This is a genomic window from Borrelia coriaceae, assembly GCF_023035295.1.
Taxonomy (GTDB): Bacteria; Spirochaetota; Spirochaetia; order Borreliales; family Borreliaceae; genus Borrelia; species Borrelia coriaceae.
Map to the genome: position 1 here is coordinate 1 of NZ_CP075089.1, position 13,932 is coordinate 13,932.

A 13,932-nucleotide genomic window follows, 5' to 3' on the forward strand; every position below is an offset into this window, starting at 1 on the left:
TAGAATAACACCCGTTAGTATATATTGGCCCCCATAACAATTTTTTTGTCATAATTCATATTAAAATAACTGTTTTTGAAAAAACTATGCTCTACATTTCAATACATATAATTTAAGGAGAGGAAATTATAATGAAAAATTTTAAAAAACCTTTAAGTGTTATTGCTATGATGTCTATGTTAACTAGTTGTGAACTCATTGCTGACTCTATTTCTAATCAAAATGAAATCTCATCACTAAAAACTCTAACAACAGTAGCTACAAATCAAGAAATAACAAACAAACATGACATTTCACTAGAAAACTTAACAAACAAAATAAAACAAGCTATCCAAAACATAGATACCAATAACCCATCTACAAACGAAATTATTGAAATATTCAAAAATTTTTCTATTGTTAAATTTGAACCTAATAACAAAAGAAACGAAATAGGCACTCACTTCAAAAAAACAGCAGAAGGATTAACAGTTCTTAAAAATGAATTAAAAGAAAAAATTAACAATAATGATAATATCATTACAAACATTGAAAATGTAATAAATGCTATAAAAAAATTAGCTGAAACTACTGATAATAACAATATTGAAATTGGAGCAATTAATAATACAGGTACCAAAGCTGCAATTATTTCTAACAAAAAGAACGTTGAGGATATCATTAGCAAAATAAAAGATATAATCAAAATTGCAGAAGAAGCCCAAATAAACATTGAAGCAAAAACTAATAATAATATTACTGGCAATAATATTACCTCAATTGCTGCCATTAATGGTGGTGCCGGTGCCGATCTTAAAGGCGGAGGTGCTAACGAAGAAGACGTTTCCAAACTTATTGATATAATATCTCAAATTGACGCACTAGCAATGCTTAACAAAATAGCACATGCTACAACAAACGTTAATAACGGTTATATTAACGAAACCAATAACGATGCTGGTCAATTAATCGTTGGTAGAACTCTTAATACTAATGGTGTCGGTGCAAAAAGTAACGCTGACTTTGCTGCTGCTATTGCACTAAAAGCTATGAGTAAAGACGGTAAATTCGCTGGACATAAAAATGGTAATAACACTGAATATGCAAAAAATATTCAAAAAGCTGCAGCTACTGCCATTAGCAAGGTAGTAACCGCAATCGATACAATTATTATAGATATATTAAACGCTGAACTTAATAAAATTAAAACTAAATCTTAAATAAAGATAAAATTATCTAAAAAGCGCTAATATATAATAACAAATATTTATTTTAGCGCTTTTATCTAAAGCTTTTAAAAATAAATATTGAATATCTTAAGACCAATTTCACAATACCAACTAAAACCCAAATTAATTAGTAAAATTCCAAATACTATTAAAACTTAATCTAATACATCTTCAACAAAAAAAATATTGATTTTGACATAAAATTATCATTTATAATATGAACTTAAAAAGAAAAGAAAGGTTACTCTTCATTTAAAAGAGTTTATTTAAAGATTAATGTCAATAAAATTCCTACACATATAGTAATAATTGTTCCTAACATCCAATTATGCACTTTTAATGTACTCCTAAACTCCATTTTATTAATTTCTATGTCTTTTCTTACATTATCTATCTTATTATCTAAATCCTTAATATCTGATTTTAGATTTGACTCTACTTTTTCTAGTTTAAGATTAAATGTATTTTCTAAATACTCAATATCCTTATACGTTAACTCATTCCTATAGTACCTATAAGATAAATCAATAGCAATATCTCTATCAATTCCTGCTTTAATCTGCTGAAACTGCAAATCAATATGTTAAAGAATTAGCAAAAGAGTATAACCATAGTTTATAAAATATAAATATGGTTATACTCTTTGCAAGAATCATAAATAATGCTAATCTATCAAATTAAATAAAACTTAATATTAAAAAGTAAAAAATAGATAAATAGCCTATTTACTTTAAACAACAAATAGGAATCTAGGTCATATTATATGACCTAGATTCCTTTATTCTCATAAAACTTAAAATTACTTAATTTTATCTATTAGAGATATAATCTTATCAGACACCCCTTGAATTCCTGGTATCTCAACTGTAATAAGATTTTTATATCTTTCACTAATATAACTTATCAATCTTTTACTGTCAGAATCAATACCTTCTTTCTTTGCTTTATAAGCTACTATAATAGCATCTACACTCTTTTTCCAAGTTAATCTTTGTAATTGAATCTCTTCAAGTTTTGATTTAATTTCTCTTAAATCATCAAGACTTAATTGATCTAATTTGTCTTTATTCTTATCTAACTTACTAATTACTCTCTCAAAGTTAAATTGAAGATATACTATTCCAGAATCCATTATATCTATAAGCCATGTACCTTTATTTTGACCATCTGTTCCTATCTTGTTAAGAATTTCTGCAAATTCCTTTATCCTTTCTTTATCGTATAATAAAGATGAATAAAATAATCTTCTTAAATCCTTATTCAAATCATCATCTAATGCCTTATTAGTAACCCCATCTGTTACTGCTTTAAACACTACTTCCTTCATACCATATTGACTTTCATCTTCAACTTCTTTCTTATCTGAATTTATTAGTCCCATACCAATATTAACATCTTTTTTAATGGCAGCTATTAATTCCTCTTTCTCATCTTTGATTACAGGACCTGCTTCTACTACCTCTTCAACAGGAGCTTTATTAACCTCTTCTGAAAAATCACCATTACTAATAATATTTTTTATTCTTTCATCTCCCTGAACACCATTGTCAACCGCTCCTACCGCATCTCTGGTTTCCCCTTTATCCAATAATTTAGAATTTACATCACATGATACTAATCCTATAATTAATAATATAAATATAAATAATTTTTTTCTCATAAACACTCTCCTTTCTTAATTAAGAATCATTATTAATTTAAAATATATACCATTTAGTCTAAAATACAAATTACTTACAGCAAAATTATTTATTTTTTCTTCATCCTTACTCTTAAGTATACATATCCCCTCTATGACTCTTTGAAAGAAAGATAAAATCTTATCATTATTGATTAATAATTCTGCTCAAACTTTCTAACAATAAATTAACATTGTAATTCTTAACCAATTATTAATTTTTATGTAGTCTATCTCTATATTTTAATTAGTAGCATGTTTATACACAGCAACTAGTGTATTCAATAATGTTAGCAAAAGTTGTTACCCTAGTGTAGTGATTTTCATTCAAATTGATAATATATCAATCCTTTTGCCCTATACAAATTAATTTAATTGAAAATCCATAACTATATAATAAAGATCTTTACAATTCAAAAAACACCTTTCAAATTTAGTTATGTCATTTATTTATATATTCTTAGGAAGACATAACTAAATTTGAAAGAACTCACTTAAATAAAATAATTTTTAAAAAAGGTCTTCCTTAAAAGGAAGACCCTCCATTCCAAACAGCAATATAAACCCGACTTTTTCTACCATCAAAGACTATCTAAAGCAGCTCTTACTGCATCAATGGGATCCTTTATATTTTTCTTTTCTCCAATTGCTCCATTTAACTTTATAACAGCAGATTCTAATTGACTTAAAGCATTTCTTGCATAGCGTTGTGAATCCCTAGATAATTGTAATAATAACCCATTGCTAACCTCTCTGAAAAAGTAACGACCACCTTTACGTGCTTCATTTTCTAACCTTTTAGTAATAGCTTCTGTTAAAGTTTCTCCAGCTTTATTAAAGAAAAATTCTGAAGATTTTAGTTCACTTATTGTACTAACAACTTGACTCATCAGTCTTTCAATATCAAGACTTATCTTTAATTGATTTTGCAATCGATTTAGTTTACTAATCTTTTCTAGATTCCCCTTATAATCCTCACTCCTCAAAGATCTTACTTCAGTCTGAATTTTAGACATTATACTATGAAAATCAACTTCTAATTGTTCATATTCATTTTTAAGTTTATGTGCATCCTCAATTAATTTTGAGGATGATATAGAACGCTCTTTAAGAAGATTTTTTACTTTTTCAATCTCTACTTGTGCTTTCTTCTCCTCATCAGTCCTTGCGACTAAATCCTCTTTTTTTATCTCTATTTTTTCTTCTTGAGAATACATCCTAATCGCTGAATTATTATCATTAACAGGCTTCTCAAAAACCTCATTATTCAATCCACCAACAGGAACTACTGGAACAGCCTGCACAACTTGTTGTACTCCTTTTTCAATCCTTTTAACAATACCTACTTGTTTTTCTTTATCCTCTTGATTTTCTTCTATAGATTTTAAATTTTCTACCTTGTTATTTTCTTCTAAAAACTTTTCTCTTGCTTTGCCTAGCAATTCATTTAAAGCATTTATATCACATGATAGAAAACACAATAGTATCAACATACATATTACCAAAATGTTCTTCTTCATATTTCCCTCCGGGGATGTCAATTTATTTAATTATCAAATCTCTACATTGAAATACAATAATTATTGGTAAATATATACATTTTATTTTAAATTTCAAATAAATTAATTAAATTAATACAAATTATCGATATGACATGCTTATAAGGTCTTAAATAACTATTTAAATAAATAAAACTTATACAATACAACGAAAATATAAAAAAACAAGTTTAACATAACTGTTATAATTAGTTACATACAATTTAAACTGTTAAAATAAACAATTAACATTGACCTTTAACTGCCAAAGAATTTTACTTATATACTAAGCAAAACTAATCTCATGCAACTATCAAGATATAGTTAATAAATTAAATAATTAAAAATAATTAACTATATCCTGTTTTAGTATAAGCTTTATATCACTACCCATATCAAAAAAGAAGTCATTATCTAAATTAGCTAGTGAGGATAAGAAGGTATTTTGATTTTTAAGGTTTTCTAATTCCTCACCAGAATTATTACAAGAAAGGAATAGAAAGATAAATAATCTTGTACAAATACTTCTTAATCTAATATTTTTAATATTTATTTTCATATATTACTACACCCTTTTAACCCTACCTTTAACTAAAGGTATTAGATAAAACAAAAGAGAAACTACTCTCATATAGAGAAACGTTTTCCTTAAATAACTTTATTATTTTGTTTGCTGATCTTTTTCCAAATTTTATTTACGTTCCTACTTAGTATTTCCAGATTCACTTGTATCTGCTGACATATCTCCTTGTTTAATTGCTGCCAATGCCTCACTTATTGCTTTTAAAGCAGTATCAACAGTATTTCTTATTGCAATTACAAGAGTGCTTAATGTCTTATTTACTGCACTTGCTGCTGCATTTTTAACTATAGCAACAGCATTCTCAGCACTAGTGTTACCAGCAAATTTACCATTCTTAGTCATTGCTCGAAGTGCTATAGCTCCTGCTACAACTGCATCATTAGCATCAGCTACAGCATTAACACTATCATGAGTGGTATTATTCTTAGCTAACGTAGCAGCTGCACCACCTTCTTTAACTATAGCTTTTAAAATGTCAGCACCAGTTACGGCTCCTACTGCTTTAGCTGCATCAGTTGCTGCTTCTTTTGCATTAGCATGAGCAGTACCAGCCTGATTATTAGCAAATAAATTACCTGCACTATCATTATTATTAGCTCTTGGAGTCTGACCATCTTTAGCTTTCAAATTATTACCAGCCTCAGGATTCCCTTTTGCAAGAACCACATTTACAATAGTCTGAATTGCCTTTATTAATTTATCAACCTCACCAGGCTTACCTCCACTATTTTTGGCCTCCATATTACCAAGTAATTCAGCACCTTCTTCAACCTTTGACGCTTCCTTAGCACCCTCTTCTATTTTTACTAATTGCTCAATAAATTGAGCAACCTTTTCTTTTACCTTTGGATAATGACCATACTTTTCTGCAACATTTTTTAACTTATCTTGAACGTTTTTCATAGTAGATTCAATTTTGCTAAAATAACCACCAATATCATCTTTTTTAGTCTCAGCTTTAATTCCTAAAGAATCAGTAACAATATCTCCAAAATAAGTAAAAACATCTAAGAAATCTTGTCTTAAATTAGCTAGTGAGGAAAAGAAGTTATTTTTATTCTCAAGTTCTTCTATTCCACTATTACAAGAAAGGAATAGGAAGATAAATAATGTTGCACAAATACTTTTTACTTTAATATTTTTAATATTTATTTTCATAAGTTATGTGCCTCTTTCTTCTCCTTTCCTTTAACTAAAAAGACTAGATACAATAAAAAAGGGAAACTACTCCTATAAAAAGCAGTGTTTCCCTTAAACGAACTTATTATTTAGTCTATTTCTTATTAATTCTAATTAGTTACTGGTTGCAATGCCTCTATCATCAGAAGTTACAGGATCGATATTAGCATTAATATTCATAACTTTTTTAACTTCTTTAAGTCCTTCATCAATTGTTTTTCTTATTGCTATTGTGAGTGTATCTAATGCCTTAGTTAACGCGCTTGTCACTGCTCCATCTAATATTTTTTTTGCCTCAGAAGCACTACTTCCATTAGCAAACTTACCCTCCTTAGCCATCGCTCTTAATGCTATACCTCCTGCTACTTCCGCATCTTTAGGAGCAGTAACACCAGAACTAGAATTCTTAGCTAGCTTAGCAGCATCACCATTATCTTTAACCATGGCTTGTAATATGTCAGCACCTGTTACTGCCCCAATAGCTTTAGCCGCGTCAGCTGCTGCTTTTTTGTCATCGGAGCCCGCACTAGCATTAGCAAATAGCTTTACTGAGCCATCACTATTCCTTTCGGTAGAGCCATCTTCAGCCTTTTTATTATCACCAGCATCGGCTTTACCTTTATCTTTAAGTACTACTCCTACAATTGATTTAATTCCTTGAACCAATTTGTCAACACCAATACCTACAGCCCCAGCAGCAGCACTAGCAGCAACATTACCAATCGGAGCAGTAGCATCAGTACCAATAGCCTCACTAACGGTCTTTGCTCCCTCAATTATCTTATCAAGTTTTTCATTTAAAGCTTTTACAGCAGCCTCAACTGTAGAAGCATTAGGATTTTCTTGATTCTTCATATCAGTAACAATATTATTAAGACCTGTCTTAACACCTTGTACAGTCTCTTGAATATTCTTAAAGTAATTTCCAACCTCAGACTTTTTAGTATTAGGATTAAATCCTAAAACACCACCAAGTGAATCTCCAAAAGAAGTGAAGACAGATAAGAAGTCATTACCTAAATTAGCAAGTGAAGAGTAAAACTGCTTTTCCCTCTGAAGTTCTTCTATCCCATTATTACAAGAAAGGAATAAAGAAATAAATAACGTTGCACAAATACTTTTTATACTAATATTTTTAATATTTATTTTCATATATTACGTGCACCCTTTTCCCCATTTTTTAACTAAGAGACTAGATATAACAAAAGGAAAACGACTCTCATATAGAGCAGTGTTTCCCTTAAATGACATTATTATCTAGTTTATTTATTTTTTTACTTATTTAGTAGCAGTACCAGATTCAGTAGTTACAGACACATCATTAGCGTTTATGTTCATAGCTTTTTTAACTTCTTTAAGTCCTGCATCAATTGTTTTTCTTATTGCTATTGTGAGCGTATTTAAAGCCTTATTTACTGCACTTACTGCTGCTCCTTTAACTATAGGCGCAACGGCACCAGAATCATTATCACTAGAACCCGCGAATTTACCACCCTTAGCCATCGCTCGCAATGCCATAGCTCCTGCTATAACAGCATCTTGCTTAGCATCGGACACATCATTTCCTGCAGCCAATTTAGCAGAGTCATCAGATTTAGACATAGCTTTTAATATGTCAGCCCCAGTTACTGCACCAACAGCTTTTGCTGCATCAGCTGCTGATTTTTTCGCATTAGCATTAGTTCCAGCATTAGTACCATTAAATAACTTTCCTGCTTCACCATCCTGATTGTTGCCACCATTTCTGTTACCAGAACCATCTGTAGCTTTTTTAACATCTCCGGCTTCAGGATTTCCTTCTTTTGTATCAAGAACCACGTCTACGATAGCTTTAATTCCATTTACTAATTTCTCAACTTCACCCTTAGAACCTGCAGCAGATGTATAAATAGCACCATTACCAAGTAACTCAGCATCAGTAATACCAATAGCATCACTAACGGTCTTAGCTCCATTAATTATATTATTAAGTGTGTCATTAACTAATTTACTTACTGCACTTTCTACTGCAGTAGCATTAGGATGGCCTTGATCCTTCATATCAGCAACAATTTTTTCAAGGTTTGTCTTAGTTGTTGTTAAGCCTTTTTCTATATTCTTAAAGTACTTACCAACATCAGACTTTTTAGTTTCAGCATTAAAAGCTAAAACACCACCAAGTGAATCACCAAAAGAAGTAAAAATAGTTAAGAAGTCATTCCCTAAATTAGCAAGTGAGGATAAGAAAGTATTTCTCTTCTCAAGTTCTTCTATCCCATTATTACAAGCAAGGAAAAGAGAAATAAATAATGTTGCACAAATACTTTTTAATCTAATATTTTTAATATTTATTTTCATATATTACGTGCCTCCTTTGATTCCATCCTTTAACTAAAGATGCTCAACATAAATAAAAGAGAAACAATGCCTTCTAAATAGAAAGCATTGTTTCTCTTAAATGACTCTATTATTTAATTATTAATAGCGTATTAATTATGATTGTTTATTTTTTAGATTCAGGAATATTTTTATCAGAAGTTACAGAAGTAGCCTCAGGATTAATTTTCATAGCTTCTTTAACTTCCTTAAGTCCTGCATCAATTGTCTTCCTTATTGCAATAGTTAATGTATTTAGTACCTTAGTTACTGCACTTACTGCTGCTCCTTTAACTGTATTAGCAACATCAATATTAGCAGTACTGTTATCATTAGCAAATTTACCACCTTTAGCCATTGCTCTTAACGCTATAGCCCCTGCTATAGTTGCATCATTTTTACTAACCATACCAGTAACTGCAGTGTCAACTTTATGCTCAGCCAACTTAGCTGACTCACCATTTTCTTTAACCATAGCTTGTAAGATATCAGCACCTGTTACTGCCCCAACGGCCTTAGATGCATCAGCTGCTGCCTTATCTGCATTAGCAGCAATAGCACCTTGATTACCAGAACTACCAAAAAGCTTTACCACATCACTAGAATTAGCGTCACGATCACTAGCAAGAGCATCAGCCTTTTTACCAGTACCAGCATCAGCACTTCCTTTATCTTTAAGTACTATGTCTACAATTGACTTAATTCCCTTTACTAAATTTTCAATATCTTTACCTTTAACTCCAGCCCCATCAGTATTACTACCACCTTTAGCAACATTAGCAATTGGTTCACTAGCATCGTTGCCAATAGCACCACTAGCAATCTCAGCTCCTTCTATTATCTTACTAAGCTTATCATCAATGAATGTTTTAACTGAAGCACTTACAGCTTCTGCATTAGGATTACCCTTATCTTTCATATCAGCAACAATTTTCTCAAGAGCTGTCTTAGTAGAAGAAACAGTATCATGAACGCTCTTAAAGTACTTACCAACCTCAGACTTTGGAGTTTTAGTATTAAACCCTAAAACACCGCCAAGTGTGTCGCCAAAAGAAGTAAAACTATCTAAGAAGTCATTACCTAAATTAGCAAGTGAGGATAAGAAAGTATTTCTCTTCTCAAGTTCTTCTATCCCATTATTACAAGCAAGGAAAAGAGAAATAAATAATGTTGCACAAATACTTTTTAATCTAATATTTTTAATATTTATTTTCATATATTACGTGCCTCCTTTGATTCCATCCTTTAACTAAAGATGCTCAACATAAATAAAAGAGAAACAATGCCTTCTAAATAGAAAGCATTGTTTCTCTTAAATGACTCTATTATTTAATTATTAATAGCGTATTAATTATGATTGTTTATTTTTTAGATTCAGGAATATTTTTATCAGAAGTTACAGAAGTAGCCTCAGGATTAATTTTCATAGCTTCTTTAACTTCCTTAAGTCCTGCATCAATTGTCTTCCTTATTGCAATAGTTAATGTATTTAGTACCTTAGTTACTGCACTTACTGCTGCTCCTTTAACTGTATTAGCAACATCAATATTAGCAGTACTGTTATCATTAGCAAATTTACCACCTTTAGCCATTGCTCTTAACGCTATAGCCCCTGCTATAGTTGCATCATTTTTACTAACCATACCAGTAACTGCAGTGTCAACTTTATGCTCAGCCAACTTAGCTGACTCACCATTTTCTTTAACCATAGCTTGTAAGATATCAGCACCTGTTACTGCCCCAACGGCCTTAGATGCATCAGCTGCTGCCTTATCTGCATTAGCAGCAATAGCACCTTGATTACCAGAACTACCAAAAAGCTTTACCACATCACTAGAATTAGCGTCACGATCACTAGCAAGAGCATCAGCCTTTTTACCAGTACCAGCATCAGCACTTCCTTTATCTTTAAGTACTATGTCTACAATTGACTTAATTCCCTTTACTAAATTTTCAATATCTTTACCTTTAACTCCAGCCCCATCAGTATTACTACCACCTTTAGCAACATTAGCAATTGGTTCACTAGCATCGTTGCCAATAGCACCACTAGCAATCTCAGCTCCTTCTATTATCTTACTAAGCTTATCATCAATGAATGTTTTAACTGAAGCACTTACAGCTTCTGCATTAGGATTACCCTTATCTTTCATATCAGCAACAATTTTCTCAAGAGCTGTCTTAGTAGAAGAAACAGTATCATGAACGCTCTTAAAGTACTTACCAACCTCAGACTTTGGAGTTTTAGTATTAAACCCTAAAACACCGCCAAGTGTGTCGCCAAAAGAAGTAAAACTATCTAAGAAGTCATTACCTAAATTAGCAAGTGAGGATAAGAAAGTATTTCTCTTCTCAAGTTCTTCTATTCCATTATTACAAGAAAGGAATAGAGAGATAAATAATGTTGCACAAATTCTTTTTACCTTAATATTTTTAATATTTATTTTCATATATTACGTGCCTCCTTTTAAACTTATGCGTTAGCATTTTATCGCACTTTTCAAAAATTACAAATTTTTCAAAAATTTTTAACGATCAAATTTACCAACCTTATCAATGATAATGGCTAAAGATAAAAGCACTTATCGAAACATTAAATACAGCACTAAAATAATCCTGCACACAATGGACGTAGAAAACCTAGTAAAACGCCCAGTCAATGAAATACTTAATAGAAACTATTACTGCTACGGTCTTTGATTATCAAAACAACACCTTATATCATTTCGTGACAACTTTTTAAATTTCAAAAATATTAAATCCAATAAAGCATGCTCCAAAAGCTTTAATTTTGACTGTACTAACTTTAGTTTCTATCTCTCTATAATAAATTGTTCAAATTAATTTTTAAATTAACGCTTCTATGATGAATAACAATTGCAGTTATTACAAATCCATTTCAAGATCAATTTTAAATTTATATTTTTCATTACTTCAAACATTATACAATTTGCTAAAAAAGAAGAATTTATGCTCAATTCCTTTTTCCATATTTCTTACAACCTATAAATTTTATATTATGATGTTGTATTTACTCACATAAGCATAAAAATTTTACAGGAAGTATTCCCCTTAGATTAGCAACCTCTGTAGCAATCTATCAACTCTCAATCTGCTTTTAGCTCTATTATTTGGCTCTGTCCTTTTTTAATAGTATTCTCTATAATATCGCATAATATCTAATAAGTTTATTCTTGCTCTTAAAGAAATATCTAAGATGATTGATTTTTTACATTTCAATACCTACCAAAAAGCTTCTTATGTGCATATCAACATACGATGCCCCTCTTTTTATAATATCGTAAATATGCACAAGCTACCCGCACAGTATTTATTTTTTTATAAACCCTACCTTGTATCTCCAATAATTTGATGGCTCTATCCTCTATTTTTACGTTAACCTTTTGAATTTATACTAAATTATGTTTATAATATAAAAGTTTTTTGTCTATTCATAATGTTTCTTCTTATTATATTCAAATCAGCATTTTAATATAAAAATGTAAAAGCTTTTTAATTAAACTATAAGTGCAATACGCTTTGCCTTTAAGGTAAAAATAAAAGTATACATATTCATTTATCAAAAATAAAAAAGGCATTCTCTTAAATTACTATTCTACTAAAAACTTTAATGAATCTTAGCTTGCTAAAAATATAAAAATCAAGTTTACACCCTAAGATGGTGCATTTGCATGAAATTCAAATTAAAAACAGGCCCTATCATATATCAGCTCATAAACTTTTATTCTTTACTAATAAAAGATAGAATAAATATTGAATATTATAAAAAGATATTAAAAGCACTCTAAAAATTGAAGGACAAGTATATGCTTTGTACAATAAAGATTTGCCTGGAGGAATAATAAAAAATGGATAAAAAAAAAACAAAAATAATAACTATAGCATCAATTAAAGGAGGTGTGGGAAAGAGTACCTCTGCTATACTGTTCTCTACTATCATTTCCAAAAACTCTAATGTTTTACTAATAGACATGGATGCCCAAGCAAGCCTCACAAGTTACTTTAATGAGTATCTTGAAAAATCAAAAATTAATGTGGAACATATAAATATATATGAAATCTTACGAAAAAACCTGGTTATTAATAATAGCATTTGTACTATAAATCAAAACTTAGACTTTATCCCTAGTTATCTAAATTTACACTTTTTTAATAATGATAATTTACCATTCAAAGAAACTAGATTAAAAAAAGCACTTTATTGCATTAAAAATGATTATGATTACATAATCATTGACACAAATCCAAGCCTAGATTTCACACTAATTAATGCTCTAGTTGTCTCTGACCTGGTTATATCTCCAATTCCAGCTGAAAAATGGTCTATAGAAAGCTTAGAAGCACTGGACTTCAAAATTAAACAATTGGACCTAAATTTACCTATATATATATTAAACACCCGATTTAAAAATAATAATTCAAATAAATTTTATCTAGATATTCTTAAACAAAATTCTAATTTTATTGGCTCTATAAGAGAGAGAGAGGATTTAAATAAAAGAATTGCACAAAATGTTGGCTTTTCTCTAAATGAAGATTACACATCAGACTATAAAAAAGCATTAAAAAATTTGTTCGGAGCCGAACAAATTTAAAGGAGTCCATATGCAAAAGAACAAATTTAAATTAAATAAAAGGGTTATTGAAAAAGACAATCCTATCAAAAAAAATACTCATAACATAAATATACAAATTTACGAAAAATTAAAAGAAAAACTTAAAATAAACTTAAAAGAAGACATCTACAACAAAATAGAAACCATGAAAATATTAAAAGAAATCAATGACAAAAAACTATTCAAATTAGATGGGTATAAAAACTTTAGTTCATTTATTAAAAATTATAACTTAGCTAGAACACAAGTTTACGCATATTTAACTATTGCAGAAGGGCTCAAAAACAACCTAATAGATGAAGACTCTATAATAACAAAAGGAATAATGAACACATATTTTTTTCTATCGACTAAAGAAACGCAAAACAAACCAAAAACACCAAAATTAATTAAACTACAATTTAAAAATCAAGATGCTTACAATTTCTATAAAATAAACCCAAAATTCACCTGTTTTCTTATGGAACAGATCTTCACAAATAAAAAAGAATACATAGAACAAACTAAACAGGACTTTGAACAACAAATAACAAAACCTAAAAAGCAAGCATAAACTACTTCTATGTCTTTTGATTATAGAAGTAGCTCCTTATATCATCTCCCATGATGATTTTTAAGTTTCAAAAATATTAACTCCACTAAACCATGATCCAAAAACTTCATCTCCTACTGTCCCAACCTTAGTTTCTATATCTCTATAATAATTGTTCAAATTAACTTTTACGCTCACATTTCTACTATGAATAACAATTTC

12 protein-coding genes are annotated in these 13,932 nt (G+C 29.8%); 3 read left to right on the forward strand and 9 right to left on the reverse strand.

The features are described 5' to 3' along the window. Positions 1 to 131: 131 nt before the first annotated feature. Positions 132 to 1,199, forward strand: a complete 1,068-nt coding sequence (locus bcCo53_RS07005; RefSeq protein WP_025408973.1) for a variable large family protein — start codon at positions 132 to 134, stop codon at positions 1,197 to 1,199. 271 nt (positions 1,200 to 1,470) lie between these two features. Here bcCo53_RS07005 and bdr read toward each other — a convergent pair whose 3' ends face one another. The 9 genes from bdr to bcCo53_RS07050 form a co-directional block, all read right to left on the reverse strand. After that, complete coding sequence (bdr, locus tag bcCo53_RS07010) at positions 1,471 to 1,788, reverse strand: Bdr family repetitive protein (RefSeq protein WP_028328287.1); 318 nt, start codon at positions 1,786 to 1,788, stop codon at positions 1,471 to 1,473. Between the two features lie 219 nt (positions 1,789 to 2,007). Then, positions 2,008 to 2,868, reverse strand: coding sequence for a complement regulator-acquiring protein (locus bcCo53_RS07015; RefSeq protein ID WP_025408971.1), 861 nt, complete (start codon positions 2,866 to 2,868; stop codon positions 2,008 to 2,010). A 599-nt stretch (positions 2,869 to 3,467) separates the two neighbouring features. Next, the gene (locus bcCo53_RS07020) at positions 3,468 to 4,406 is read right to left on the reverse strand and encodes a P12 family lipoprotein (RefSeq protein WP_038365152.1); all 939 of its coding nucleotides are present in this window, start codon (positions 4,404 to 4,406) and stop codon (positions 3,468 to 3,470) included. A gap of 358 nt (positions 4,407 to 4,764) precedes the next feature. Continuing rightward, on the reverse strand, positions 4,765 to 4,983 hold the full coding sequence (locus bcCo53_RS07025) for a hypothetical protein (protein WP_246938457.1): 219 nt from the start codon (positions 4,981 to 4,983) through the stop codon (positions 4,765 to 4,767). Between the two features lie 144 nt (positions 4,984 to 5,127). Next, a complete protein-coding gene (locus bcCo53_RS07030; RefSeq protein ID WP_025408969.1) occupies positions 5,128 to 6,165 on the reverse strand; it encodes a variable large family protein in 1,038 nt (345 codons plus the stop codon). A gap of 135 nt (positions 6,166 to 6,300) precedes the next feature. After that, complete coding sequence (locus tag bcCo53_RS07035; protein WP_025408968.1) at positions 6,301 to 7,338, reverse strand: variable large family protein; 1,038 nt, start codon at positions 7,336 to 7,338, stop codon at positions 6,301 to 6,303. A gap of 126 nt (positions 7,339 to 7,464) precedes the next feature. Then, complete coding sequence (locus tag bcCo53_RS07040; protein WP_038365149.1) at positions 7,465 to 8,523, reverse strand: variable large family protein; 1,059 nt, start codon at positions 8,521 to 8,523, stop codon at positions 7,465 to 7,467. Positions 8,524 to 8,668: 145 nt separating this feature from the next. Then, positions 8,669 to 9,757 (reverse strand): variable large family protein, encoded by a 1,089-nt coding sequence (locus bcCo53_RS07045; RefSeq protein ID WP_246938428.1) that lies wholly within the window; start codon positions 9,755 to 9,757, stop codon positions 8,669 to 8,671. Positions 9,758 to 9,902: 145 nt separating this feature from the next. Next, positions 9,903 to 10,991 (reverse strand): variable large family protein, encoded by a 1,089-nt coding sequence (locus bcCo53_RS07050; RefSeq protein ID WP_246938429.1) that lies wholly within the window; start codon positions 10,989 to 10,991, stop codon positions 9,903 to 9,905. Between the two features lie 1,419 nt (positions 10,992 to 12,410). Here bcCo53_RS07050 and bcCo53_RS07055 point away from each other — a divergent pair. Both bcCo53_RS07055 and bcCo53_RS07060 read left to right on the forward strand, forming a co-directional pair. Further along, on the forward strand, positions 12,411 to 13,157 hold the full coding sequence (locus bcCo53_RS07055) for a ParA family protein (RefSeq protein ID WP_028328267.1): 747 nt from the start codon (positions 12,411 to 12,413) through the stop codon (positions 13,155 to 13,157). A gap of 10 nt (positions 13,158 to 13,167) precedes the next feature. Next, the gene (locus bcCo53_RS07060) at positions 13,168 to 13,731 is read left to right on the forward strand and encodes a chromosome replication/partitioning protein (RefSeq protein WP_025408816.1); all 564 of its coding nucleotides are present in this window, start codon (positions 13,168 to 13,170) and stop codon (positions 13,729 to 13,731) included. The last annotated feature ends 201 nt before the right edge of the window (positions 13,732 to 13,932 follow it).

Excerpts from the sequence above, each read along its gene's own strand:
- bcCo53_RS07015 (WP_025408971.1), bottom strand. The coding sequence starts at position 2,868 with ATGAGAAAAAAATTATTTATATTTATATTATTAATTATAGGATTAGTA.
- bcCo53_RS07040 (WP_038365149.1), bottom strand. The coding sequence starts at position 8,523 with ATGAAAATAAATATTAAAAATATTAGATTAAAAAGTATTTGTGCAACA.
- bcCo53_RS07055 (WP_028328267.1), top strand. The coding sequence starts at position 12,411 with ATGGATAAAAAAAAAACAAAAATAATAACTATAGCATCAATTAAAGGA.
- bcCo53_RS07050 (WP_246938429.1), bottom strand. The coding sequence starts at position 10,991 with ATGAAAATAAATATTAAAAATATTAAGGTAAAAAGAATTTGTGCAACA.
- bcCo53_RS07020 (WP_038365152.1), bottom strand. The coding sequence starts at position 4,406 with ATGAAGAAGAACATTTTGGTAATATGTATGTTGATACTATTGTGTTTT.
- bcCo53_RS07005 (WP_025408973.1), top strand. The coding sequence starts at position 132 with ATGAAAAATTTTAAAAAACCTTTAAGTGTTATTGCTATGATGTCTATG.
- bcCo53_RS07045 (WP_246938428.1), bottom strand. The coding sequence starts at position 9,757 with ATGAAAATAAATATTAAAAATATTAGATTAAAAAGTATTTGTGCAACA.
- bcCo53_RS07030 (WP_025408969.1), bottom strand. The coding sequence starts at position 6,165 with ATGAAAATAAATATTAAAAATATTAAAGTAAAAAGTATTTGTGCAACA.
- bcCo53_RS07025 (WP_246938457.1), bottom strand. The coding sequence starts at position 4,983 with ATGAAAATAAATATTAAAAATATTAGATTAAGAAGTATTTGTACAAGA.
- bcCo53_RS07035 (WP_025408968.1), bottom strand. The coding sequence starts at position 7,338 with ATGAAAATAAATATTAAAAATATTAGTATAAAAAGTATTTGTGCAACG.
- bcCo53_RS07060 (WP_025408816.1), top strand. The coding sequence starts at position 13,168 with ATGCAAAAGAACAAATTTAAATTAAATAAAAGGGTTATTGAAAAAGAC.